Source organism: Cupriavidus sp. 8B (genome assembly GCF_054589115.1).
In genome coordinates this window covers 21,405-46,689 of record NZ_BAAILO010000555.1, presented here as the reverse complement: position 1 = coordinate 46,689, position 25,285 = coordinate 21,405, and the positions used below count along the sequence as shown (strand labels likewise).

The window sequence follows — 25,285 nt, the reverse complement described above, 5'->3', positions numbered from 1 at the left end:
GATATAAGGTTTAGAACTTGTGGCGCATGCCAACTCGAAACAGCATCTGATTGCTGCCGGAGGAGCCTGGCATGCTGATAATGGCCGCATGAGCCGTGTCGCCATCCGCATGCTGGAAGATGGTTTGCACGTAGACATCAGTACGCTTCGACAGGAAGTAGTCTGCCGTCAGGTTTCCCTGGTGGTACTTGTTGCCATTCATTGTGGTCAACGTATAACCGAATCCAAAATTCCATGAGTAATCGTAGAGCCACGCAACGCCACCTTCATAGTTGCGAAACGTTCCATTTGACGCGGCGGATTCTCCACGATAGATGGCCTGAGTGAGCAGCGCATACAAGGTTACGTTTGGAACTACCTTATACGTTCCTCCTGCACCCCACGTGTGCGCAAAGTCTCCTCCCAAAGATACTGGTGTTGGTGACCCGATTATTGGAGAAATATCGAGCTTCTGGCCCTTGACACTGGCATACGCCGTTCCAATATTAAAAGGGCCGTTTGTATAACTTGCGCTAAGGCTATAGGTGGCACCCGTACCGCTGAACTGACCAGGAATTTCCGAAAAGCCATACATGGCGCCGAACGTGATGCCACCGTAGTTCGGACTGAGGTACTTCACCGCATTGTTGACTCGCTGGCCGCCCAGCCGTCCATTGTCAAGCGGGTAGTTTGCATATCCGCCGGCGGACAATGTCGGCGTGTTGTAAGTGCCGAGCGGGTCATACATGAAGTCCAGCTGACGGCCCAGCCTCACCGTACCGAAGCGATTTTCATCGGACAGCGAGACAAAAGCTTGACGTCCGAAGGCGAGTCCTCCTTGACCAAGTACGCCGGTGTCAAGGCTGTAGCCCATCTCCAGCGTGAAGCCAGCTTTCAGGCCGCCGCCAAGGTCTTCCGTTCCACGGAAGCCCAGGCGGTTGGCCTGCATGATGCCGGTGTCCAGCAACACGTTGGAGTGGCCACCTGCATTGCTGACATACGTGATGCCGCCGTCAACAATCCCATAAATCGTGACACCACTTTGTGCAAAGGCTGTATTGGTTACCCCGGTAACTGCACAAGCTGCAAAGGCAAGCTTGACGCCTAACTTTTGACGCGTATTGGAACTACGGTGCTGCATTTGAACCATGTTCGTCTCCTACCTTCCCTATTTGGCGTCGAGAGAGTCTCTGTTTATTATTAAAATAGCCAACTGAACCGATTAAGCCCGGATATCCTTGCGAAGGCACGGCGGTGCGGGAAGCGCCAGAATCAGCAAACCACCTACGACGGCGCATGCTGCAATCGCCAGCATCGATATAACGGTATTGCCTGTAAGGGATTGGGCAACACCCATTGCGTAGGGGCCGAAGAATCCGCCCAATGCGCCCAGCGCATTCATAAGTGCCAGACATGCGGCAGCTGCGCGGCCCGTGAAGAAGTTCGAAGCAAACGCCCAAATAAGGGGAGTCGACCCTACAAATGCACCCGTCGCTATGGAGATACCCGCGATTGACAACCAAGGTGAAGACTGGAATACGATGCTTATCAGTAGGCCCGTCGCACCGGTCAGGCATGCTCCGGCGATGTGCCAACGGCGCTCGCGAAAGAAGTCCGAACTCTGACCGAGCACAAGCATCCCAACGGCCGCAGTGGCATACGGGATTGCCGAAATGAGGCCAATGGTTCCGTATTGGTGAAATCCGGCTGCTTTCACGAGAGTTGGCGTCCAAAATACCACCGAATAGGCGCCGAGGTTCGCACCGATGAGCACGAGACCAAGCAACCAGACGCGAGATTCACGCAGTGCGTCTGAGATTTTCGCTCGCTGGTGCTCCGGCGCACGGTCGCGATCGACAATCTGGCGCAGCTGGGCACGTTCCTCGTCGTCAAGCCAGGTGGCCTCTTTGGGCGAATTCGTGAGAAAAAGCCACACGAAAACGCCTAACACCACCGCCGGGGCGCCTTGCAGCAAGAAGAGCCATTGCCAGTTCCTCAGGGAGCCAAAGGTGGAAAATGCACTCAGCATCCAACCCGACAACGGCCCGACCAGGATGCCACCGACCGCGGTTGCGGCAATCAAGGTCGAGATGACTCGTCCCAATCGGCGCTGCGGATACCACTGTGTCAGGTAGTAAATGACACCAGGTGTAAAGCCGGCCTCTGCTGCACCGAGCAAGAAGCGGCTTAGGTAAAACATTTCTGGTGTCTTGACAAACATTGTCGCCATGGAAATCACACCCCAAGTGACCATGATTCTCGAAATCCAGAACCGCGCTCCAACCCGGTAAAGAATCATATTGCTCGGTATCTCGAACAAAATGAACCCGATGAAGAATACTCCGGCCCCAAACCCGTACACGGCTGCGCTGAAGCCGAGATCGTCCAGCATTTGCAGCTTCGCAAAACCGAGATTGACTCGGTCGATGTATGCGATGATGTAACTCAAGAAAAGCAATGGTAGAAGACGTCGGCTAATCTTCCGAAATAGTCCGTCTTCCTTTGGCGATACCAGCAGCGCGTCACTGCTGAGGTTGAGGGCTTTCATAATTTATCTCCGAGAATCGTTTTATAATGGGTATTCAAATACTCAGGTACTGATTCGGCCAACAAGATTGACGATGAATCGTTCGCATGCAGCGAGCTGGTCGAGCGTCACGTACTCGTCGGCTTTGTGCGCCTGCTCAATCGAACCTGGGCCGCAGACGATGCTCGGCACGCCATATTGCTGAAAGTATGCAGCTTCAGTTCCGTATGCCACCTTCTCAGCCCGATCCTGGCCAATCAGTTCGGTCGCGATTTTGTAAATCTCGTCGCTTTCTTTTCCGTCCAGTGCGGGAATATTTCCGATGCACTCGAAGTCAATCGCTGCGTCCGCATACTTTCGGCGCATCTTGGGCAACAACACTTCATTTGCATAGCGTTCCACCGATTCGATGAAAGGATCGGGCGAGAGACCCGGTAGCAACCGATAGTCAAAAACGAATTCGCAGTTCGCCGGAATGATGTTGTCGGCCGAGCCACCTACGATATTGTTTGTTGAGATCGTTGAGAAAGGAACGTCGAAGATATTGTCTCGGGTTCCGTGGCTTTCTTCCTTCTCGGCGAGGTCTTGAATATGGCTGATCAGCTTTGACGCGTATTCGATGGCATTCACCGCTTTGGGCGTCAGTGACGAGTGCGCTGCGCATCCCCGTACCCTGCAGCGATAGATTCGGCCGGCCTTGTGCGCGCCAATCACTCGCATGCTGGTTGGTTCTCCGACGATACAACCTGCCGGTCGAATCCCGGCCCGCTCGATTTCCGCAATCAGACCAGGTACGCCGAGGCATCCGACTTCCTCGTCATACGTCAGCGCAATATGGACTGGTTTGGCAAGCTTCGCGGTGGCGAACAACTCGGCATTGGCAAGGACCACCGCAATGAATCCTTTCATGTCGGAGGCCCCACGGCCATAAACGCGACCGTCGCGGATATCAGCAACGAAGGGGTCGCTCTGCCAATGCTGGCCGTCTACCGGTACTACATCGGTATGTCCAGACAGGACAATACCGCCATGGTCACCCTCGCCAAAGGTTGCGAATAGATTGGCCTTAGTGCGGTCAGCGTTATAGTCGTATCGAAGACGAGCCCCGATCTTCTCGAATCTATCGGCCGCCCACTCGATTAACTGAATATTCGAGTTGCGACTCGTTGTGTCAAATGAGATCAGGTCAGCCAGACACTCGACTGTCTTAATCAAGCCCGCTGGCTGAGACCGCCCGTACTCCACTGCGACCATTAAAGGTTCCTCCTTCGTTAAATAGTTTTTCGACCTTTTCTTCGGCGAACACGCTAGTGACAACTCGCGCCACCTCAGTGGCCACATATAGCTATCAGAATTCTGAATTCAGAATAGGTCCATGTGGACTCGGTGTCAATTGGGTGACGCCCCGGGTTTTCCCGTACTCGCCTGCATGTGGCGTAGACGGGGATTCGGATAGCTGCGGCGTGACTGGGCAGGAGCTAGAAATGGCCCAGAGGTCGTTGGCCGCGTGGGTGTGCGCCGTATGTGCGTCAAAGGGCGCGCGACGGTGAGTGCAGCATTCTGCTAGTCGCTGGGAATTGGGGGTATGTCAGCGCACTCAAGGGAGGTTCGGCATAGTTGCGGAGATCTCTGCTTACCCAGGCAGAACCCCCACTGTCATCTAGACCGCCTTAGCGCGGGCAGGGGTACGTGTGCGGAGGGCAGCCGGTCTCGCCAGTCTGACCCATAACAAAGTTGTTATCGATTCGAACAATCAAATCATTTGATCATGCTCAATGGAGTTTCCCATAATGACGTTCCATGAGCGGTAACTCCGTCATGTGATGTGTTCTTGGAGCGAATAGATGGCGCACAATTTAGGGTTCATCGCGAAGCATGGCCTTTGGTCGGACGAACAAAGGCGGCTGGCCGAGGAAGTTAAAGCCCGAGTAGAAAAGGAAAAAGTCGAGCTGTTCAGGATCGCGTGGGCGGACCCCCATGGTGTCTCCCGTGCCAAAACCGTTACGCTTCCAGCGTTTCTGAGCGCCCTGGAGGACGGCTACAACATTAACGTTGCCACGACTACCCTGGACGCTTCCGGCGCACGGGCGTTCTCGTCCTTCACGCAAGGTGGCGGGATGGGGCTTGAGGAGATGACGGGGTCGCCCAACCTCATCGTCGTGCCGGACCCTGCGACATTTCGCATCTTGCCGTGGGAGCCCAATGTTGCCTGGATACTTGGCGACGAATACTTTACTTCGGGTAAGGGTTTTCACTTTTCTCCACGACGCCTACTGCGCGACCAGTTGGACAAACTCAAAGCCCGCGGCATGCGTTGTGTCATTGGCCTCGAGGTCGAATGGTATCTGCTGCGCCTGGCCGAAGGTCACCTATCGCACGAGGATATAGGTGCACCGGGCGTTAAGGCGCGCGCACCGCGGACTTTCCCAGTGGAGCCTGGCTATTCGTTCCACTCTGAAAGCAATATGGACGCGATTCACGCTCCTATTGCGGCGCTTTCCCGGTCACTGCAGGCTCTTGGATTGCCGTTGAGGTCAATCGAAAAGGAATGGGGACCTGGCCAGATTGAGTGCACGTTTGCCCCGCGCGACGCACTCGAGGCGGCCGACAACTTGGTACTTTTCCGTAGCGCGACACGCCAGGTTTGCCGTCGGATGGGCTATTTGGCGACATTCATGGCTAAGCCGGGCTTGAAGAACTTCTACTCGAGTGGATGGCACCTTCATCAATCGCTGGTAGACGCGGAATCTGGCCAAAACCTCTTCATGCCAAACACGAAAGGCGATGTTCTTTCGCCTATGGGTATGAACTACCTGGGCGGGTTATTGCGCCACGCCTCTGCAGGAACGCTGCTTTCCAATCCCACCGTTAATGCTTATCGGCGATTCAGGGCAAATTCTCTTGCGCCAGACCGTGTTGCATGGGGCACCGACCATCGCGGCGTGATGCTCCGTGTGCTGGGTGAAGTCAACGATCCGGCGAGCAGAATTGAGAATCGCGTGGGTGAGCCTTCGGCGAATCCCTACCTTTACATCGCATCGCAGCTCATCGCTGGTTTCGATGGCATTGACAACAGAATCGACCCAGGGCCGCCTGACACTGACCCCTACAACACTGAGCACACGATGTTGCCGGAGTCCCTGTCAGAAGCGCTGCAGCGCTTTGCGAAAGAATCCCTGTTCAGCAAGGAGCTAGGGGAGGTCTTTGTCGACTACTACACGCAACTCAAGCGGACCGAACTGCAGAGGTTCGAGGCGTTTGTTAGCGAGCACAACATCGATCCCGACAGCGAAGCAACGACTGAATGGGAGCAGAACGAGTATTTCGACTTCTTCTAAAGGAGAAGTCCCCCAATCCGAGGACAAATACCATGGTCACAATTCAGTGCATCCCGGCTCCCGGCAAGACGAAACCTAATTCCCAGGTTGACTGGGACTATCTTGTTCAAGAGCACCGCGTTCATCGCACCATCTATACCGATCCGGCAATCTTTGATGCCGAAATGACACACATCTTTGGCGGCACTTGGGTCTATCTGGCTCACGAAAGCCAAATTCCCAACGAGAATGACTATGTAACGGGGAAGCTGGGCCTGCGCCCCATCATCGTTACCCGAAGTGGCGACGGCAAGATTCGCGCCCTCTACAATCGTTGCTCGCACCGTGGCACGACGCTCTGTCGTTGGGAAAAGGGCAACGCGCGGTCGTTCCAATGCCCTTACCATGGATGGAATTTCGCCAACACTGGCAAGCTTCGCGGTGTTCCATGGGCCGATGGCTACGCTGAGCGTCTTGTCAAGAATCCGGAATTCAATCTGGCTCAGGTACCGCGCGTCGAGTCATACCGGGGGTTCATCTTCGGTACTCTGAACACTGACGCCCCCTCAATCGAGGAGCATCTCGGGCCAATCCGCAAGCCCATTGACGAATGGATTGACCGTAATCCGGGGGGTAAAGTGGTCGTCTGCGAAGCCAACCGCTTCAAGTTCAAAGGAAATTGGAAGCTCGCCTACGATAACTCCGGTGACGGCTACCACGTCATCTACTCCCACCAGTCTCTCATTGAGACAGAGAATCGGTTTAAGGACGAGGACACCGCAAAGGGGATGTCCTATTACAAGAATGAGCCTGACAAATTGCCGATGTATATCCAGTACATGGGCAACGGCCATCATTTTAAGGACAAGCGCCCGGCGCTTGAAAAGCGTCCCGGCGGTCTTTGGGCGATTGAGTCGCTGCATCCTGGAATGGAGCATGTCGCGGAGAAGCTGCGCAACCGCTTCGGCGCGGATGCAGAGCCAATTCTCGACCTCGCAGGCTCGGAGCCCGTGAATATCAACATCTTTCCCAACCTTTCACTGCTAGGTAATCACATCCAGGTATTCCAGCCCGTTAGCGCCGGTGAGACGGACTCGGTTTGGTATGGCACCAAGATTGAGGACGTGGACGGTTCACTGGGAGAGGACGTATTGCGGGACATCAATACGCTTCGCATGCGTACGCAGGAAGGTTTTCCAAACTTCGGCGAAGTCGACGATTTGACCAACTTCGAACAGATTCAACGTGGTCTGGATTGCATCGAAGACGAATGGATTTACATGAACCGCGGCTTGGGTATTCCAGACCGGTTCGAAACTTTGCCCGATGGCACGATTAAAGGACCGTCGACGGACGAACTCTTCATGCGCGAGTACATCCGGGAATGGAAACGACTGATGGCAGGCACACCCAACAACAGCGTCCAACGGGAAATCTAGTCATGAACGTTCACGCAAGCCACGATCCGTCGCGCTTCTCCTATTACATGACGGACGAGTTCTATCAGGAGCTGGTCTCGGATTTCTCCGATTGGCAGACCGAAGACCGCGTCGTCCTTGACGTGGCAGAGCGAGACCAATTTCGCTCGATGCTTGAAAAGGAATCGAGGCTCCTTGACCGGCAACGGTTCGAGGAATGGCTGGACCTGTTTATCCCGGACTGCACCTACTGGGCTCCTTCCACGAGAGACCAGGGTGACCCGCGCTCCGAGATTGCGGTGATGTTCGATGACCGGCGCAGGCTTGAGGACCGTGTCTACCGCCTGCGAACAGGACATGCATGGTCTCAAGCACCCGCATCGAGAACCACGAGAATCGTCTCCAATGTCGAAGTCTTCAAGGGAAAGACTGCCGACTTGCGAATGGTCAGAGCCAACTTCCTCATCAGCGAATTCTGGGATAGCGAAACTCGGATCTTGACAGGTTGGGCAGGGTACCGGATGAGTTTTGGTTCAGCTGGCTGGAAAATCTCCGCCAAGCAAATCAATCTCATCAACTGCGACCAATGCATTCGTATCCCAGCATTATTCTCTGAGCATATCGCCATGCGTGGTAGATTACTAATCGTTGGCGGCTCTTACGCCGCTTCCGAACTGGCGTCGTCGGCTCGGGAACACGGTTATGATGAGCAGATTGTGATCGTGAGCGACGAGGGTGAACTCCCCTATCACCGGCCGCCGCTCTCGAAAGCATTTCTGAAGGGACAAGCGGAAGGTCCTCTGCCCATCAAGTCGGAAGCATTCTATGAATCCAATAGGCTCGATCTCGAGCTCGGCCTCAAAGTCACCACTATCGAGACCGATACAAACACTGCGGTTCTTTCCAATGGCGCACGCATTTCGTTCGACACGCTGGCTCTTGCCGTAGGGGCGCGGGCCAGAGAGTTGCCCGTCCCCGGCGCCGACTTGCGTAATGTCTATTATCTGCGGTCGGTAGCCGACGCCCGAGCGCTCAAGGCGGCGGCCGAAGATGCTACGAATATTGTTATCATCGGCGCCGGCTTCATAGGCCTTGAAGTGGCCTCGGCACTTGTCAGCCCTCAGCGGCAAGTCACAGTTGTCGAAGCGACGGACCGCCTCCTTGGACGAGTCGTTGCACCGGAACTTTCAGAGTTCTTTCGCTTGGCTCATACGCGTCGCGGCGTCAAGCTGTCGCTGTCCAGTGAAGTCAAGGCGCTCGAGGGTGACAACGGCGCGGTCCGGAAGGTTCTACTTAAAGACGGCCGTTCCCTCGAGGCTGACACGGTTGTCATCGGAATCGGCTCCGTTCCAAACGCGGACTTGGCGCGTCAACTCGAACTAGAGTGTCAAAACGGCATCATCGTTGACTCGCAGTCTCGAACCAGCCGCGCCAACGTCTTTGCCGCAGGCGACTGTACGCTGTTCCAAGGGGCCTTCAATTCTGCTGGCAGCCGGCTTGAGTCTGTGCAGAATGCCATTGACCAATCCAAGGTGGCGGGCGCTGTTATCGCAGGTGTCGATAAATGCTATGAATCGCTCCCCTGGTTCTGGTCGGACCAATATGACCTGAAACTTCAGATTGCGGGCCTGCCTGCGGGGGCAACAGACCGTATCGTGCGCTTCGGTACCGATTCGCAAATTTCGGTGTTTCATTTCTTCCATGACATCTGCATCTGCGTGGAAAGTGTTAACCGCTCACGTGAACATATGTCGGCCAGGCGTCTATTGCCAACGGGAAAGGTGACAAGAGGGCGGCTGGAAGAGGTGGATTTCGATATTTCCGCGCTCATGACACGGTAATGCGTTGCCTTTCCTTGTTCTTTTTGAAATGAGTGGTACCAATGACGAAGATTACATTCGAGGACCATACCGGTCAGTGCGTTACCGTAGAAGCAAAGCTGGGCTCGACGATAATGGAAGTCGCCATCCAAAACAATGTTGCAGGCATCGTTGCGGAGTGTGGTGGAGCCTGCGCATGCGCAACCTGCCACGTGTATGTTGACCCTGGATGGATGGACACGGTAGGGCCTCCCGGTGAGTCGGAGCGAGACATGCTCGAGTTTGCAAACGGGGTCCGCGAAAACTCCCGCCTTTCATGCCAATTGAAAGTCAGAGAGGCATTCGAGGGTCTGATTGTGCGGACCCCGGCAGAACAGGGATAATACCTACCATTGAACGCTCGGCGACATTGCCGCTCGATTCAACGGTAGCGACGGCTACGGATACACAAGGATAGTTTCACAAAAAGGAGAAGCGGGAGCAGGCCGTGCTACGTACGGCGCGCTATCCCTCCCCGGCCTGAAGGTCGGGGTATCCCGCGCATTCGGATGAAAGTTCACATCGAAGGGTCCATTGTCTTCCTCACAGGGGCTACGGGCGGGATTGGGAAGGCGTTTATCGCGGCCCTGTTCGAGCGCGGTGCGGTCAAAGTCTATGCGGCCGCACGGGACGCATTTGAGTTGCCCGCTTATCCTGGACTCGTGCCGATCAAGCTGGACGTTACATGCGATGACGAAGTTGCCGCTGCTGCAGCGATTGCCACCGATGTCACGATTTTGATTAATAACGCTGGCGTGAACCACAACACATCTTTCATGAGGGCTGTGGATCTGCAGTTTGCGCGCGAGGAGATTGAGGTCAATTATCTCGCCCCGCTTCGCATTACGCGGGCGTTTGCACCTGCACTGATCAAGAACGGCGGCGCCGTACTTAATGTACTGGCGATGTTGGCGCGGGTAAATCTGCCTTTGATGGGCTCGTATTGTGCATCAAAGGCTGCGGCGTTCAGTCTTACGCAAGGCTTGCGCGGCGAACTCGCGCCAGCAGGGGTTCGAGTCGTTGCGGCGCTGCCGGGGGCTATCGACACCCCCATGACGGCCGGGCTGACAATCCTGAAAATGACTCCAGCCGAAGCTGCAGCGGAGACGCTCGATGGTCTCGAAGCAGGAGAGGACGAAATCTACGTCGGCGAGATGGCGCGCAGCATGGCGGAAGCTCTTGCAAAGGATGCGAAAGCCGTGGAGCGTCAGCTTGCCTCCGGTCAAATCTGACCATGAGATGTCGCAGGGTGGAAGGCGGACATTGCACCAGGCGTCCCCAAGTATGGCAGAAGATTCGCTGGGACCGCGCTGCCTTCTGCTACTGCCGCAGCGGCCTGTAGTAGGTACGGCAAGCCAAGCGTCTTGCCAGTTCCTTGGACACTTGGTATAGCGAGGTGTCTTAAGGAAAATCTGAGCGTCTACTGCTGAACACGGCGGGTAATGACCGCAATCCTAGTTATCTAACCCATTTAAGGACTAAGATTGTGGTCGGTTTGCTTTTGAGCTTCAACCGCCGTATGAGGGCATGGGCCAAAGGTGTACTGGCTCAAGCGCTCGATGAAGACTGTTCCATAAAATCTGCTCAAAGTTGAGCATTGGATTTATCCGCACTTTGTTGACGCGGCTTGCGCCGCCCGACTGAAGCCACCTGACGCTCAGTAGCGCCGGAGAAAACGCGCGAGCAGAATCTGCCTCACCTTGAGGTGAGGCATGTACCGGGTGATTTCCCGGTCGTGAATGCTGTTCCGCACCGTCCGAACAGACCTCTGGCGTCGCTACGGCGCGCTGAGGACGGTGGAAAGAGTGCGACTGATATCCGCAAGGAAGTGACTGCTGGCGGCTGGTATGCTTCGCTCGCGGTGGACGGGACGATCCGAGCCGAGACGACGAAGGACGCCATCAACGACATCTTAACGCACAGGCCGGCCGCATGCGCGAAGGTGCGCCAGGCCATCGCGAAGCGGACCTCCGACGAGGCAGAGCGAATGCGGCTCTATACCCTGTTCAGAAGACAAGTAACTCGAAGACAAGTACCTGCACCGGATGAAGCGCAAGCGGCCGTCCCGCCTGAAGTCCCCATTTCCGACAGCAGCGGATCGGCACAGGCCGGTGGCGCAGCGTGGCGACGATCTTGCTAAAAGATGGCGAGGCTTTGCTAAGGAAGTGCTGATCAATGAGGTTTGCGCTTGATGTTGCACAAGCCAATGACCTGGTTTTCACAATCTCCTTCGGTACGCTGGCCATCGGATCGGCCGCCAATCGCTCCATCAATATCCTCGCTCGCTTGTCGAGGCGCGCAGCACCGAGATCCAGTCGAGCAAATTCGGTCGCTGCCCAGTGCGTTGATTCAGTCGCCAATGCGTCACCCAAAATGCGAGAATAAACGCGAGACTCGGGAAGTTTACAAGTGCCACCTCAAGTCATTGAAAGTAAAAAGCTTTCCTGCGCGCCAGGATCGCCTTGAGCGGTCAAAGATGTGTATAACCGCATGGGTGCAAACCTGTTCCGATTACGGCTCTGCGATCCTTACGCGCCGCGGTTCCACGATATCCGCGTAAGCGGCCATAGCACTTCGGCCGTATCGTGCCGATCAGCATCTCAGGCCAATTGTCGCTCCTACGGCTTCCAGTCTCAGGCATGCTTCCGGAATCCTCCAGGATGAGGTTAGCCGAATTGGGCTCCCAAGTGGTCCACGTATGACGGCTACCGACGGCATGCACGCCGTCACCGAGATCGTTTATTCGTTTCATCTTGCTGCTGAACTCTTGGCTAATCGCCACCACGTATGGGTCGTGGGCATCCAGGCCGGTCGCCGATGACCGGAACTGCCGTCAAGACGGTATAGCTCGATCGAGGCATGATGACATGTGCGGCAAGGTAGGACGCTTCAAGCGAAGCCGGTAGCCGAGCGTGCATACCATCTAAGGCGTGCCCTCGGTTGCGATCTGTTGCACGTGGAAGGGCTTCATTCGCAACATCGCCTCGGTACGCGTGCGCACTTCCAGACGCTGAAGGATGCCGGATACATGTTCCTTGACGGTGCCCTCGGTTAAGCCCAACCGCCGCGCGATAATCTTATTCGGCAACCCTTCGAGCAGCAGAACTAGGACTGAGCCCTGGCGTTGGGTTAGTCCCAAGGCTTCCGGTGTAATCGGTGCACGCTGCGCCAGCTCGATCGTGCCATCCTGCTCGACCGCCGCTGCTGCCGTGAGGGGGACGCTGTCTCCCCTCCGCGCCGCGGCGACGTGCGGCTCCATCCGCGAGATCACCTCGGCACGGGAGCGCAGGTCAAGTCGCAGCAGGATGGCTGACACGTGTTCCTTCACCGTGTTTACTGTCAGACCGAGCCGGCGCGCGATGAGCTTATTGGACAACCCCTCGAGGAGCAGATTGAGTACCGATCCTTGGCGTTGAGTAAGATCGGGCCGAGCGGCCGGGGCGGAAGGAATCGTCCCGGCCTGCCGAGTTGGGCCATTGTGGTGTCGTGCGCCGGGGTCGGTACGCGAGCGCTTGGAGCCCAGGACCTCCACCTTCCATTGACGTTTTACAATCGGGATGACTTGCTTGCGATTGGTCACGCCAAAGCACCCAAGGATCTCCTTCACGTGATCCTGCACCGCCCTTTCGGTCATGGCCAACCGTTGCGCGAGAATCTTGTTCGGCAATCCGTCAAGCAGCAGGACAAGGACAGCGCGTTGCTGGTCGCTGAACGCACTTGGATCCGCCACGGCGTTGGAATGCTGTGTGGACCCGATTCCTGGCGTTCCCGCAACGACTGTTGCGTCGTCGGCCATCTCCACCTTCACTACTGCAGCGAGCGCACTGGCAATCTGTGGTTCGTTGGCGGCTGCTGGGCGTGAGCAATCCGCGCTACCTAGCGCGGTCACGAACGAGGAGCTTTCCTTTGCGGTGGAATTGGGGTCGGATGGGCTCCATAGATGGATGCGTCCAGGGATCCCGATTTCCCCGCTCTCCCCGGAGCGACGTTCCATCGTTGCCTGCAACTCCTCGAACTGCGTCGTGGTCAATTTGGCCACGCCGCGCAACATGTTCCTTAACTGCCTTGAGAGCATCGTCTTGCTAGAGAAAGGCTGAAATCAGTGTGGCCGTCATCGTTGAGTGGCTCGTGAGCGTTGTCATGTGTGTGCCAGAAAATGAGTCAAAGATGAAGCGACAGATCAGTTTGCGGAGGCAGAACGTCAAGGCAAGAAGCGCGTAACCCGTCGCCAACGAGTGGTACAGACTGTCGGCACAACTGTTCAACCTGTTCAACCTGTTCGAGCTGGTCAACTTGGTGCCGGGCAACAATGCGTTGCTGTCGTCTGCGGGGAACAATCCGTCCCGAGCACGTAGAACGCGCCAAGAAGTGCATGAGATTGCGCTCAGATTGCCTTCGCCTCCCGCATTGCAGAAGTCGAAGGCCTAGGGAAAGACTGATCTATTCAGTGCTGCGGTCATCGTTGAGTGGCTTGTAAACGTTTTCCTATGTGTGCCCCAAGAGACGAGTCGATATGAAGCGTCAGATCAGTTTTGCAGAAGCGGAAGGCCACGGTAAGAATCGGGAAACGCGTCGCCAGCGCTTCCTGGCGGAGATGGAAAGTGTTGTGCCGTGGCATCGCCTGATCGCGGCGGTCGAGCCGTACTACCTCAAAGGCAAACGCGGGGGCCGCCAATCGGACTGGAGCGGATGTTGCGCATCTATTTGCTTCAGCAGTGGTATGGGCTGTCGGACGAGGCGCTGGAAGACGCGCTGTATGACAGTATGGCTATGCGTGCGTTTGCAGGGATCGACTTGGCGGTCGAAGCAGTGCCAGACGCGACGACGCTGCTTAAGTTTCGCCGCGTGCTCGTCGCGCATGAACTGACGCGAAGGCTGTTCGACGAGATTGGCATCATGCTGTGCGAGCGTGGGCTGATGATGAAGGAAGGCACGATTGTGGATGCCACCATCATCGAGGCGCCACCGTCGACAAAAAACAAGGAGAAGAGCCGCGACCCGGAGGTGCACCAGACGAAGAAGGGTAATGAGTGGCCTTTTGCATGAAGGCCCATGTCGGCGTGGATGCGGCTTCGGGCCTGGTACACAGCGTGGTGGGCACGGCGGCCAACGAGTCCGATGTGTCGCAGGCACACGCCTTGCTGCATGGCCACGAAGACCACGCGTTTGGCGACGCAGGCTACGCGGGCGTAGAGAAGCGCGACGAGATGCAAGGCAAGTCCGTGAAGTGGCAGGTGGCCGTCAAGCGCGGCAAGATCAAGGCGATGCGTGACGGCGCCGTCAAGGACTTGCTGATCGCCGTAGAGCGGGCCAAGGCCCGGTTCCGGGCGCGGGTCGAGCGTCCGTTCCACGTCATCAAGAATCTCTTGCGTCATCGCAAAGTTCGCTACAAGGGCCTGGTCAAGAACACGGCGCAGTTGTTCGGCCTGTTTGGTCTGGCGAATCTGGCGCTCGCCAGGAAACTGTTGTTGCCCTCACAGGGAAGCAATCCGTCCTGAGCGTGCCAAGAAAGGCGCGAAACGAGAGAAAAATCGGCTTGAATCTGCCTATCTCTCTCGCATTGTGAAAAGCAGGTCATTGCCTTGTGCAACATCAAGCGCAAACCTCATTGATCAGCACTTCCCTAATCGATTGAAGGGAATTGGGCCGCCTGATTCATTAACGGGTCACTTAGCTCTGTCCATATCCCGATGGGCTGACGCCGGCTACGCAGAGTCAGCCCACCTTGGTCAGAGCGGCTATGACGCGCTTTTCGCCCAACTGGCCATCAGTGCGTTCGAGGGCAGCGTCTCATCGACGAGTTTCTTCGCCGATTCCACACCAACCACGGGCAGATTTCCACGTTCAAGTAGCCCAATCTGCACCAGCACCGAGGCCTGGTCCCAGTAGATGTGCTCGTTGTAAAGCTTGTCTCCACGGAAGCGAACAATCGCAACCAACGGAACCTCGACATACTTGCCAGTTGGTGGCACCCCGGGCAGCATCCAATCAATCTCGATATCGTGCGTAAAGCAAAACAACACCTCGTCAACGATACGGTCGGCACCTATGGTGCGTGAAATGGGGATGAGCTTGGCATCTGCCGGATTCTTTGGAATGAAATGGTCTTTGTAGAAGCGAAAGAGATCGCGATAACCCACGCCACCTGTCAAGGTTGGAATGTGATTGACGTAGGGCTCTGGAACCATCGTCGCCATTGTCGCGTCAACCGAACGCTCTACGAACTCCAAGTCGCTATGCCGTTGCCACAGACTGTCGAGGTCGTAGTGAGGCCCGAGCACCTTGCGAAATAACGCGATTGACCGCGAATGTGCCATCAGGCTCGCTGGCTTATTGAAGGTTGCTCGCTCCGAGGCCGCGAAGGCGTGGTCGCAACCGGGATACGAATATAGTTCGACTTCGGGCCGCTTTGAAAACGCGGCTCCAATCTGCGCACGCGCTTCAGCTGGCACAAAGTGGTCAAGCTCGGCGAAATGAAAGACCATCGGGCAACTAACGTGGTCAACCTCGTCCAGGTTCTTCTCGATACCAACACCGTAGTAACTGACAGCGCAATCCACATCAGTCCGCGCAGCCATCAGATAAGCGAGCTTGCCTCCGAGGCAGAAACCTAGCGCACCGACCTTACCCGTGCACTCGGGGCGCGCTCGCAGCACCTTCAGCGCATCGTCGACATCCTTGACGCCTTGTTTGGCATCAAAGGATTCGTTATATACCAATGCTTTGGAGAAATCGTCGTCGCTGTAGCCCAGTTCAACCCCGGGCTCCAATCGCCAGAACAGGTCCGGGACGAGGACGACATAGCCTTCCTCCGCATAATAGTCCGCGACGCTACGCATCGTCGCGTTGACGCCAAAAATCTCGTGCAACAGCAGGATGCCGGGGCCAGAACCTGATTCAGGAACCGACACATACCCTTTAAAAGTGCCGCCATCTGCAGCGCCGATTTCAATCCATTGTCCCGCCATACCGTGGTCTCCTCCTGAAAGGGATAATTACTGCTGCGTCTGTCGCTAGCAGGGTATTTCAAACGACTGCATAGCGTACCCGCGGTCATTCATGAAAATCGCAGCTTGCGTCGACTGCTATTGAGTGATTCGAAGTGCATTACCCTTGCAATTCTTTGCTCAGCCGAGGAACGATGACAGGCTTGACTTCCCTGAACTCACTCATCGCCTGCAGCGCTTCGGTTAGCCGATCGAGGGGGTAACTGTTCGAAATGAGCTTCTGAAAGTCGAAATATTTCTGCCGTGTCGAAACGAAGTCGATAGCTTGATAGAAGTGCCTCGCTTCGGCCATAACCGTAGAGATGATTTGCACGCCGCGAAACAGAAGCTTTGGGGCCACGGGAATATCACCGGCACCCGAAATGCCAACTTGAACCAGCCGCCCTCCGGGACGCGTCATTCGCAGACCTTCCACTAATGCGTGCGAATTCGCGCAATTCAGGACAATGTCCGCGCCTCGTCCATAGGTTAAATCACGCACCCACTGGACACGTGCGGCAGGGTCCGCCACCTCGGACAAATCGAGAACGTGGTCGGCACCCCATTGTTCCGCGACTGCCAATCTTGGTTTCGGTGCACCGATTACCAATACATTTCTAGCCCCACGGTCTTTTGCGACCGCAAGAGCATACAATCCAAGTGGACCGCATCCCTGTATCAAGACGGTCTCGTGGCTTGCGATTGGCCCAAGCTGTTCGAAACTATGCATGACCGTACGTAGCGCACAAGCGGCAGAGGCGGCAATTTCAGATGCCACGTTATCCGGTACTCGGATAAATAACGCGCCTGGCGGAAAGTAGTGATATTCACTGCAGCCACCCATTAACCTATTAGGGTGGGAGTGTCCATAACTTTTGACATCATGACACAACGTCGTCTGCGTCGAGATGCGACAGTAGTAGCAATGGCCACAATGCGCATATGACGAGATGATACGGTCGCCTGGCTTCAATGGTTCATTGAGCACATCGACAATGTTCCCCCCCGTCTCGACAATGGTTCCGCAAGTCTCGTGTCCTGGAATGTAAGGCAGCGACAATGGCTGAAGGAACGGCTGGTCACCGCCGCCTTCGGTAAAGTGCCCCATCCATCGATGGGCATCGGTGCCACACAACGTTGCAGCTTCAACCCGAATCAAGGCCGAGGACGGTTCAATCTGCGGCAGCGGAACGCGCCATAACTCGGTAGGTGCCTTAAATCCTGTTACAACGGCAGATAAGCTTTCTGACATTTAATACTCCTGAACCAAACAAGCGTCGGAAGGAAGACTTTCCAACGCAATCACCTTGATGTTACGCCTGCAAATCTGTGGGATGGCTCGCCCATTGTTCTCGCGTGGGAGGTAAGTTTGTAGCAGCGAATCCGACAATGCGAACGCGCGTGAGGAACAAGTTGGCCAGCGATGCGGTAACTGTCGTTTGGACTCACGATGAGTGAGTCGCAAGGAGTTTTCTTCTCGCGTAGGGGCTCTCATGCGGGCCAAGCACTTTACGTCAATAGAAAGTGTCGCTTGTAGCGACGGGATGGCACCAGCGATTTCCGTATGGCACAGCACGTGCACATCAAGGGTTACTTTTCCCCACCGCGTGGTAGGCATCATCTTCCAGCTCCGCCTGCGCGAGACTCTCGATGCCCTGAAACAGGGCCGCCGATGGCCCGATAGAACCCCCATGAAAAGGTCGCTATCTGCGGCCAGGACGACGTTATCTCAAAAAGCAATGTTAATGTTCTTGATTTGAGTGAATGCCCTCAGTTCATCGACGCTTTCCTCTCGGCCAATTCCAGACTGCTTGTAGCCGCCATAAGGAGCACCAAGGAAATGCGGGCCGGCACGATTTACCCAGATGAAGCCCGACTCGATTCGAGACGCGGCACGGTGGGCTGTAGCTAGGTCTTTTGTAAAAATTGCACCGGTCAGACCATACTCGACACCGTTCACCTCCGAGAAGAGCTGATTTTCATCTTGCCACTTCAGAACCGACAAGATTGGGCCAAATACCTCTTCTTGAGCAATGCGCATTTGGCTTTTTACGTTAGCGAACACCGTCGGTTCGACGTAAAAGCCATTTGCAAGTTCTGGCTCTGTGGGTCGCTTGCCGCCAGCAACCAACTCTGCGCCCTCATTCTTGGCTATCTCGATGTAGTCAAGAACTTTGTCCAATTGGGATTTTGAAATGAGCGCGCCCATCGTCGTCGCAGGGTCGGTCGGAATCCCGGGCTTGTACGCTTTAATCTTCTCTATCACGCCTGCAAGCACGCGGTCGTGTACGGATTCGTGGACAAATAGACGCGAGGTAGAGCCGCACGATTGGCCGCACCAAGTGAAATTCATGCCGCGCACGGCCCCGTCAATTGCCTGGTCTATATCCGCGTCGGGGAAGACGATTAACGCGTTTTTTCCGCCCAACTCGAAGATGAGTTGCTTGAGTCGATTCGCCGCCTGCTTGGCGATAGCACGGCCAGTCGGTACGCTGCCAATCAGCGTGACGATAGGGACCTGAGGGTGCTCCACGAGCGCCTCACCTGCGGGTACGCCACCTGTGATGACATTAAGAACTCCAGGCGGGAAGACGCCATCCAGGAGCTCCATCATGCGAAGCGCCGACAGCGGGGCCTGTGGCGGCGGCTTGATGATCACGGTGTTGCCCGCAGCGATGGGCGCTGCAAACTTGCCGGCACTGAACATCAGCGGGTGGTTGTACGCGACGAGGCGGGCGCAAACGCCCACTGGCTCGCGTACCGTCAGATTTGTGACGCCACCTCCCATGGGAATCGTTTCGCCTTTCAGCTCGGTAACCAAGCCGGCGAAAAAGTCAATCTGCGCCGCAGCATGCAGGACGTCGTTTGACATTTCGCTGACGGGATTACCGCAGTTTTGCGCATCGATTAAAGCCAGTTCCTCCACATTCGCGCGCAGAATTTCGGCAGCCTTCTTCAACATCGCTGCTCGGTCGAGCGGCTTGCTATAACGCCAGCTGTCAAAGGCTTTTTGAGCAGCCGCGACTGCTGCCTTGACGTCTTGAGCATCGGCTTCCGCACAATTGCCGAGACTCTCACCTGTGCCAGGGTTGAATGTCTCGCTGTAGCCGCCGCGAGGGGACTGCCATTTGCCGTCATAATAGAGTTCTCTATTTTTCGGCAATACGTCGCTTAGTTGTGGAAGGACTTGCTTCACTTTTCTGCCCCGCCGGCAATCGGGCCGGAGTTGCCGGACTCCAGATTCAGGAATAGCTCGGACACCTCTGGTTTGTTCGAGATGATGTCCTGGTCATACAAATGGCGCACGAACGTCTCGATGGCGTGCTTATTGGCTTTCACGCCGAAAGGCCAGTAATCCATGCCCATCAATTGACGCGTACGCTCGACCTCATGAACGATGAAGGGCGCGGCGACCGCCAACGCATTCAGTTCATACAGGTTAAAGACTGCGCGATTCTTGGCCTCCTCGAATGCATCGAAGAGATTCTGCGCCGCCCAAGGATGCTCGTCATAAATCTTCCGCTGCATCACCAGCGTATGCATCATCGGGAAAATGCGGGTCCTGCGGAAGTACTCTTCCTCGACCTCACGGCAGTTCTCGAACAGGTATCGAACGGTGCCTTCATTGCGCGCCATTGCCCTGGGAGAGTGCACCGATAGCAGCGCATCAATCTCGCCGCTTTCCAACATCAGTTCAAGGCGCGGCTTGTCCTGCCTGGTTCCACGCACCATATCCGCTGCTTGATGAACCTGGTCCGCATCAGGCGCCGCCTTGACCTCGGTTCCAGAAATCCAGGTGATTTCATTCGGATTAACCCCGTATTCATCCATGAGTGCGCCACGACACCAGACTGCACCACTCATTTGATACCAGCCGATTCCAACCTTCTTGCCTCGCAGTTGCTCCGGGTGCCGAATGTCAGAATTCGTCTGAACGTAGAGAGCCGAATGCCGAAAGACCCGCGACGGGAACACGGGAAGGGCGATGAGGTCGTCTCGTCCTTTGGAGCGCATCTGCACATAGGCGGACATGGACATTTCGCAGATGTCCCAGCGCAAATCCTTCATCTGCTCGTAGAAGGTGAGCTCTGGCGCTTGGGGCGTGTAGTCAATCTCGATGTCCCGAGGGCGAATTTCCCCTGTCCGGAAGGGAATAGTGCGGTCATATTGGCCGCAAGCGAACTTGAGTTTCAAAGACATCTAACAACAGCCTCCATTGATGGGGAATGTGTATCTTCCCACTTGTTGGGCAGTACATCGGGAGCACAAGTCTGAATGTGCTTAGTGGGGCACATAGCTTGCGAGCGGGTCCTCGGCCTTGGGATGCATGCGGCGCATTGGATCGGGTTGCGGCATGTGGACCAATTATGGGAATATCGATAGAGGCGGATCAAATGATTTGTTTGATGCAACCGATAACATGTTTGGTATGAGTCATGGACCCATTGAAAAAGGTTGGCCGACTGAGGCGCATGGTGCGTCCAGCGCACCTCGAGTTGCTGGCAGCGTTGCAGCACGCGCCTACGCTGGGCGCAGCGGCCAGGGCGGCTGGTGTCGCGCAGCCGGCTGCGTCGCGCCTCCTGCGAGAACTGGCAGAGATTACTGGAATCGAGCTCTTTGAGAAGTTCGGACGTACGCTGCGCCCCACTCCCTCGGGAAGAATAGTGTTGCAACACGCTTCTCGCCTCGTTACCGACTTGGACCGGTTGGAGGAGGAACTGGATGCAGTCGACAAAGGACTGATGGGAACAGTTTCGCTTGGCGCCGGCGTGGCGCCATGTTGCGTCCTCGTTCCGCGTGCAATAAATCTGATGGCTGAATCGGTACCGAAGATTTTCGTCAGCCTCCGAGAGGGCGGAATGGAGGAGTTTGCGGAAAAGCTACGAGACGGCCAAATCGATTTGCTCATTGGCCGAATTGAAAACGCCGGCCGTTATAACGACCTTGCCTTGGAGGAACTTTACGACCCACCGATGAGAATTGTGTGCGGAACGAACCATCCGCTTGCGTGCAAACGGCATGTGTCGATTTCGGACGCCATCAACAGTAACTGGCTCCTGCCAGAGCCTAATACAGCCATGAGGCGTGGCACCGAGGCGATGTTCAAGGCTGAGAAGGTATGGCCCGTCGAATGTCTGATTGAATCATCATCCATTCTCGCAAACGTCGCGTTGCTGAATGGAAACAACGTGGTCTGGGTACTCTCGGCGGATATCGCGGCTCATTTTGAGAAACTTGGTCAGTTGAAGGTATTACCAGTGCCCGAATTGCCCGGTCCCGGCCCCATTTTCATTGCGAGCTTGAAAGCGCGAAGCATGTCTGCTTCTGTTATGCGTTTGAGGGATTGTCTGAGGACGGCTGCGCAGGAGGTGGCCCAGGCGTCGATTCCGACTTCTTAATGTGCCCTATGAGTAACGTTACGGAGTGACAAACTAGGAGAGGTATTCTTGGCGTGCCTAGCTCGGAGCTGGTGACTTGACGTGTGACACGTGCCGCTGTATTCTGAAATGTGAATTCAGAATACAGGAGGCGATTTGTCGACAGCACAAATGAAGGAGGCGAAAGCTCCACGCCGCAATGCACTCAAACAGACCACGCTGACAGAGACGATATACCGAGAATTGCTTGGTCGTCTTCAGCGCGGTGAAATCGGCGCGGAAGCCCGCCTGCTCGACTACGAGATTGCCACGCAATTTGATTGCACGCGGATGCCAGCTCGTCAGGCGTTGATGAGGCTCGTCAACGAGGGATACCTAATCGGAACGACGCGCGGATTTGTCGTGCCGACAATCACGACGCAAGATATTCGCGATATCTTTGAGGTGCGCCGGTTGTTGGAGCCGGCAGCTGCGGCATCGGTGGCGAAAGCGTTGACGGATGACCAAATGGAGGCACTCAAGCGCGCCTACGCGCAAATATGCCTTGCTCACGAGACGAACGACGTTCAGTTGATGGTTGCGGCCAATACAGATTTCCGCGATACCTGGCTTGAAAGTGTCCCCAATGCGCGACTTGTATCGACCATCCAGCGCTTTGCCGACCATGTGCAGCACGTGAGAGCAAAAACCCTGACTCGGCCTGCAACGCAGAAAGTCGTCGTCGATTTTGTGGGGGCGATGCTCGAGGCGTTTGTGCAACGTGACCCCGAGCGAATTCGAAGCGCGTTGGATAAGGGGATGAGGGCTGCGGAGGATGAGTACTTCGAGTCCTGGCATGCCGCAGAATGAGTTTCCAAATAGCGGACCTGGTTTTTGCTTTATCAAGTCTGATTGTTCAGCTGCTAACAATTGGTATTGAGAGGTAATTGTTTGGTTATTTTTTCCAGTAGATGCCGGGCGTCGGGCCGTTTCGAGTGGTGGGTTGAACTCGCGAAGCGCCAATGACGCGACCCGTTCTGAGTCCGTTCGCAATGATGGTTGACTGACTCGACATAACGGTTGCTACGGGCTGGAGGATTCCGCCCGAAGGATGGCATTTGTATGCGCGACGCGCACTGCCGACGCCCAACGACATTAGCACCGCCGCATCCTGCATCCGCAATGGGTTGGCGTGCTCTGGAGAATGACATGTATAACCTTCCCGATGAGCGGGGCCATTTTGGCCAATATGGCGGCGTATTCGTCTCCGAGACACTTGTCCACGCGCTTGCCGAGCTGCGCCAAGCCTACGCCAAGTGCAAGCTGGACGCTGACTTCGTCGGTGAATACCAGCGTGAGCTGAAGCATTTCGTCGGCCGTCCGTCCCCGGTGTATCACGCGCGTCGCTGGAGCGAACTCCTTGGTGGAGCCCAGCTTTACCTGAAACGCGAAGACCTGAACCACACGGGAGCCCACAAGATCAACAACGTCATTGGCCAAGCCTTGCTTGCGCGTCGCATGGGCAAGAAACGTGTGATTGCCGAAACGGGGGCGGGTCAGCACGGTGTGGCCACGGCGACGATAGCGGCGCGCTTTGGGATGGAGTGTGTCGTCTACATGGGGGCGGAGGATGTTAAGCGCCAGGCGGCAAACGTCTACCGGATGAAGCTGCTGGGAGCGGCGGTCGTACCCGTGGAGTCTGGCTCGCGTACGCTCAAGGACGCACTGAACGAAGCCATGCGCGATTGGGTCACCAATGTCGAAAGCACGTTCTACATCATCGGCTCGGTGGCCGGTCCGCATCCGTATCCAATGATTGCGCGCGATTTCCAGCGAGTAATCGGCGACGAATGCCGAGAGCAGATGCCGGAGCTAGTCGGCCGGCAGCCAGACGCGGTAATCGCATGCATTGGCGGTGGATCCAACGCAATGGGCATTTTTTACCCGTACATCGACGATGGATCGGTGCAGCTAATTGGCGTCGAAGCAGCGGGCGATGGTATTGAAACGGGTCACCATGCAGCAGCACTGACAGCCGGCGTACCGGGCGTGCTGCACGGCAACCGCACATACTTGCTGCAGGACGAGAATGGCCAAATTATCGAGGCGCACTCGATATCGGCAGGCCTCGACTATCCGGGAGTGGGCCCTGAACATGCATGGCTCAAGGACAGCGGTCGGGCCCAGTACGTCAGCATCACTGATAACGAGGCGCTCAAAGCGTTTCACGACTGCTGCCGGATTGAGGGCATTATCCCGGCGCTCGAGTCTAGCCACGCCCTTGCATACGCTGCCAAGCTTGCACCTACGCTGCCGAAGGACAAGGTTCTGCTCGTCAACCTGTCGGGCCGCGGTGACAAGGACATGCATACGGTCGCCGACCGGTCCGGCATTAGTCTGTAACTGCGACCATGCACGCCGGCGTCGGGTACACGCTGACAGTTGTGTCTGTTCAGGACACAGCTCACGCTGTGATACAGCGACGTCCCGCCACCGGATGGCCACTTCCACATATCGACCCTCAATCGCATTCGGTAGGGCATTGCAACACGAGGTGGCCCCTCCTTATTGATATTTAGGACGCTTCTATGTCACGCATTAAAGCTACGTTCGCGGAACTTGCCACGCAAGGCAGAAAAGGTCTTATCCCCTTCATTACTGCCGGGGACCCCGACCCGGAACGCACCGTTGACTTCATGCATGCCCTTGTCGCGGGCGGCGCCGATGTCATCGAACTTGGCGTTCCGTTCTCGGACCCTATGGCAGACGGGCCCGTCATTCAGCGCTCGTCCGAACGTGCGCTCGCGAAAGGTGTGTCGCTGCGTCAGGTACTGTCTGACGTAAAGCGCTTTCGAGAGACCAATGTTCACACGCCAGTCGTGCTGATGGGGTACGCGAATCCCATTGAGCGCATGGGGGTTGACACATTCGCGACGGCAGCAAAGGAAGCGGGCGTCGACGGCGTGCTCACTGTCGACTATTTGCCGGAAGAGTCGGCTGATTTCGCTGAAACACTGCGTTCAGTCGGCATTGACACTATTTTCTTGCTTGCCCCCACCTCTACGGAGGAACGCTTTGCTGCAGTCGGCCAGTTGGCAAGCGGCTATGTGTACTATGTGTCACTAAAAGGCGTGACCGGTGCGGCAAGCCTGGACGTGCAAAGCATTGCGGAAAAGATTCCAGCTATCAAGTCGCAAGTACCATTGCCCGTAGGGGTCGGTTTCGGCATCCGCGACGCGCAAACCGCAAGTGCTGTTGCTGAGTTCTCCGACGCCGTGGTAATCGGTAGCCGTCTCGTGCAGCTACTCGAAGACGCGTCGCCACAGAGTGCTATTGATACGCTCACCCGATTCATTGCCGATGTGCGGGAAACCTTGGACAAGACAAATCGACGGGCATTGTAGAGCCGCTTTCCGTTAAACATCCACGGCTTTGGCCAGGCTTTGGAAGAGGGGGGCCCCTCTCCTGAAAATATGTGTTTAAAGTCACTAAGAGAGGAGATGCATCAGCGAACTCATGACGAATGTGTTATCGATTCGAGTAATCAAATCATTTGATTGTGCTCTAGAGGGTTCCCATAATGTCGACTCACGGTCTGATTCCCATTGCGCAGTGCGTTTTAGGAGCGAATAAAGGGCGTACCGTTTGGCACGCCTCCTTGCCTGTCATCAAGTGACAATTTGATGAAACCTCAGGCGGTGCGCCAGCTCCTTCCACTACCATGGTATTCATTGGTGCGATATTCTCGCTGTCGAAATTGGCATGGGCGAAGCAGTTTTTTCAGGCGCATAGGCCATGGACGTTTCGGATATAAAGTGTTTTTACGAAATCCAAAGGAGTAG

17 protein-coding genes and 3 pseudogenes are annotated in these 25,285 nt (G+C 55.9%); 10 read left to right on the top strand and 10 right to left on the bottom strand.

All coding sequences use genetic code 11. The features are described 5' to 3' along the window. Window positions 1–10: 10 nt before the first annotated feature. The 3 genes from ACYP5B_RS48115 to argE all read right to left on the bottom strand — a co-directional run bounded on the left by ACYP5B_RS48115 (window position 11) and on the right by argE (window position 3,760). A complete protein-coding gene (locus tag ACYP5B_RS48115; protein ID WP_459574477.1) occupies window positions 11–1,129 on the bottom strand; it encodes a porin in 1,119 nt (372 codons plus the stop codon). A gap of 72 nt (window positions 1,130–1,201) precedes the next feature. Further along, the gene (locus tag ACYP5B_RS48110; RefSeq protein WP_459574475.1) at window positions 1,202–2,527 is read right to left on the bottom strand and encodes an MFS transporter; all 1,326 of its coding nucleotides are present in this window, start codon (window positions 2,525–2,527) and stop codon (window positions 1,202–1,204) included. A 42-nt stretch (window positions 2,528–2,569) separates the two neighbouring features. Next, on the bottom strand, window positions 2,570–3,760 hold the full coding sequence (argE, locus tag ACYP5B_RS48105; RefSeq protein WP_459574473.1) for an acetylornithine deacetylase: 1,191 nt from the start codon (window positions 3,758–3,760) through the stop codon (window positions 2,570–2,572). Window positions 3,761–4,350: 590 nt separating this feature from the next. Here argE and ACYP5B_RS48100 point away from each other — a divergent pair. The 5 genes from ACYP5B_RS48100 to ACYP5B_RS48080 all read left to right on the top strand — a co-directional run bounded on the left by ACYP5B_RS48100 (window position 4,351) and on the right by ACYP5B_RS48080 (window position 10,332). Continuing rightward, entirely contained in the window at window positions 4,351–5,844 is a 1,494-nt protein-coding gene (locus tag ACYP5B_RS48100) for a glutamine synthetase family protein (RefSeq protein ID WP_459574472.1), read from the top strand. A gap of 32 nt (window positions 5,845–5,876) precedes the next feature. Then, complete coding sequence (locus ACYP5B_RS48095; protein WP_459574470.1) at window positions 5,877–7,262, top strand: aromatic ring-hydroxylating oxygenase subunit alpha; 1,386 nt, start codon at window positions 5,877–5,879, stop codon at window positions 7,260–7,262. 2 nt (window positions 7,263–7,264) lie between these two features. Further along, window positions 7,265–9,082, top strand: a complete 1,818-nt coding sequence (locus ACYP5B_RS48090; protein ID WP_459574469.1) for an FAD-dependent oxidoreductase — start codon at window positions 7,265–7,267, stop codon at window positions 9,080–9,082. 41 nt (window positions 9,083–9,123) lie between these two features. Further along, window positions 9,124–9,444 carry a 2Fe-2S iron-sulfur cluster-binding protein gene (locus ACYP5B_RS48085; RefSeq protein ID WP_459574467.1) on the top strand — a complete coding sequence of 107 codons (321 nt, stop codon included), beginning with the start codon at window positions 9,124–9,126 and terminating at the stop codon, window positions 9,442–9,444. Between the two features lie 165 nt (window positions 9,445–9,609). Continuing rightward, on the top strand, window positions 9,610–10,332 hold the full coding sequence (locus ACYP5B_RS48080; RefSeq protein WP_459574465.1) for an SDR family oxidoreductase: 723 nt from the start codon (window positions 9,610–9,612) through the stop codon (window positions 10,330–10,332). 774 nt (window positions 10,333–11,106) lie between these two features. On the opposite strand, the gene ACYP5B_RS48075 is transcribed toward ACYP5B_RS48080, so the two are convergent. The 3 genes and pseudogenes from ACYP5B_RS48075 to ACYP5B_RS48065 all read right to left on the bottom strand — a co-directional run. Then, window positions 11,107–11,460: a transposase DNA-binding-containing protein gene (locus ACYP5B_RS48075; RefSeq protein WP_459574464.1), complete on the bottom strand. Its 354-nt coding sequence runs from the start codon at window positions 11,458–11,460 to the stop codon at window positions 11,107–11,109. 563 nt (window positions 11,461–12,023) lie between these two features. Further along, window positions 12,024–12,257, bottom strand: a pseudogene (locus tag ACYP5B_RS48070) (helix-turn-helix domain-containing protein); the annotation flags it as partial. A gap of 117 nt (window positions 12,258–12,374) precedes the next feature. Beyond that, window positions 12,375–12,896, bottom strand: a pseudogene (locus ACYP5B_RS48065) (LuxR C-terminal-related transcriptional regulator); the annotation flags it as partial. Window positions 12,897–13,613: 717 nt separating this feature from the next. On the opposite strand from ACYP5B_RS48065, the pseudogene ACYP5B_RS48060 reads away from it, so the two are divergent. Further along, window positions 13,614–14,598 (top strand): annotated as a pseudogene (locus ACYP5B_RS48060) (IS5 family transposase). Window positions 14,599–14,838: 240 nt separating this feature from the next. On the opposite strand, the gene ACYP5B_RS48055 reads toward ACYP5B_RS48060, so the two are convergent. From ACYP5B_RS48055 to ACYP5B_RS48040, 4 genes are all read right to left on the bottom strand, one after another. Further along, window positions 14,839–16,068, bottom strand: a complete 1,230-nt coding sequence (locus tag ACYP5B_RS48055; RefSeq protein WP_459574462.1) for a dienelactone hydrolase family protein — start codon at window positions 16,066–16,068, stop codon at window positions 14,839–14,841. A gap of 139 nt (window positions 16,069–16,207) precedes the next feature. Beyond that, a complete protein-coding gene (locus ACYP5B_RS48050; RefSeq protein ID WP_459574460.1) occupies window positions 16,208–17,338 on the bottom strand; it encodes a zinc-binding dehydrogenase in 1,131 nt (376 codons plus the stop codon). Between the two features lie 477 nt (window positions 17,339–17,815). Then, window positions 17,816–19,282 (bottom strand): aldehyde dehydrogenase family protein, encoded by a 1,467-nt coding sequence (locus ACYP5B_RS48045; RefSeq protein ID WP_459574458.1) that lies wholly within the window; start codon window positions 19,280–19,282, stop codon window positions 17,816–17,818. Continuing rightward, entirely contained in the window at window positions 19,279–20,286 is a 1,008-nt protein-coding gene (locus ACYP5B_RS48040; RefSeq protein ID WP_459574456.1) for a PhnD/SsuA/transferrin family substrate-binding protein, read from the bottom strand. Before ACYP5B_RS48040 ends, ACYP5B_RS48045 begins: the two co-directional genes overlap by 4 nt. 236 nt (window positions 20,287–20,522) lie before the next feature. Between ACYP5B_RS48040 and ACYP5B_RS48035 the strand changes: the two genes are divergently transcribed. The 4 genes from ACYP5B_RS48035 to trpA all read left to right on the top strand — a co-directional run bounded on the left by ACYP5B_RS48035 (window position 20,523) and on the right by trpA (window position 24,847). Further along, a complete protein-coding gene (locus ACYP5B_RS48035; RefSeq protein WP_459574454.1) occupies window positions 20,523–21,485 on the top strand; it encodes a LysR family transcriptional regulator in 963 nt (320 codons plus the stop codon). A 135-nt stretch (window positions 21,486–21,620) separates the two neighbouring features. Then, window positions 21,621–22,313 (top strand): GntR family transcriptional regulator, encoded by a 693-nt coding sequence (locus tag ACYP5B_RS48030; RefSeq protein WP_459574452.1) that lies wholly within the window; start codon window positions 21,621–21,623, stop codon window positions 22,311–22,313. A 339-nt stretch (window positions 22,314–22,652) separates the two neighbouring features. After that, on the top strand, window positions 22,653–23,846 hold the full coding sequence (gene trpB / locus ACYP5B_RS48025) for a tryptophan synthase subunit beta (protein WP_459574451.1): 1,194 nt from the start codon (window positions 22,653–22,655) through the stop codon (window positions 23,844–23,846). 185 nt (window positions 23,847–24,031) lie between these two features. Next, window positions 24,032–24,847: a tryptophan synthase subunit alpha gene (trpA, locus tag ACYP5B_RS48020; RefSeq protein ID WP_459574449.1), complete on the top strand. Its 816-nt coding sequence runs from the start codon at window positions 24,032–24,034 to the stop codon at window positions 24,845–24,847. Window positions 24,848–25,285: the final 438 nt, after the last annotated feature.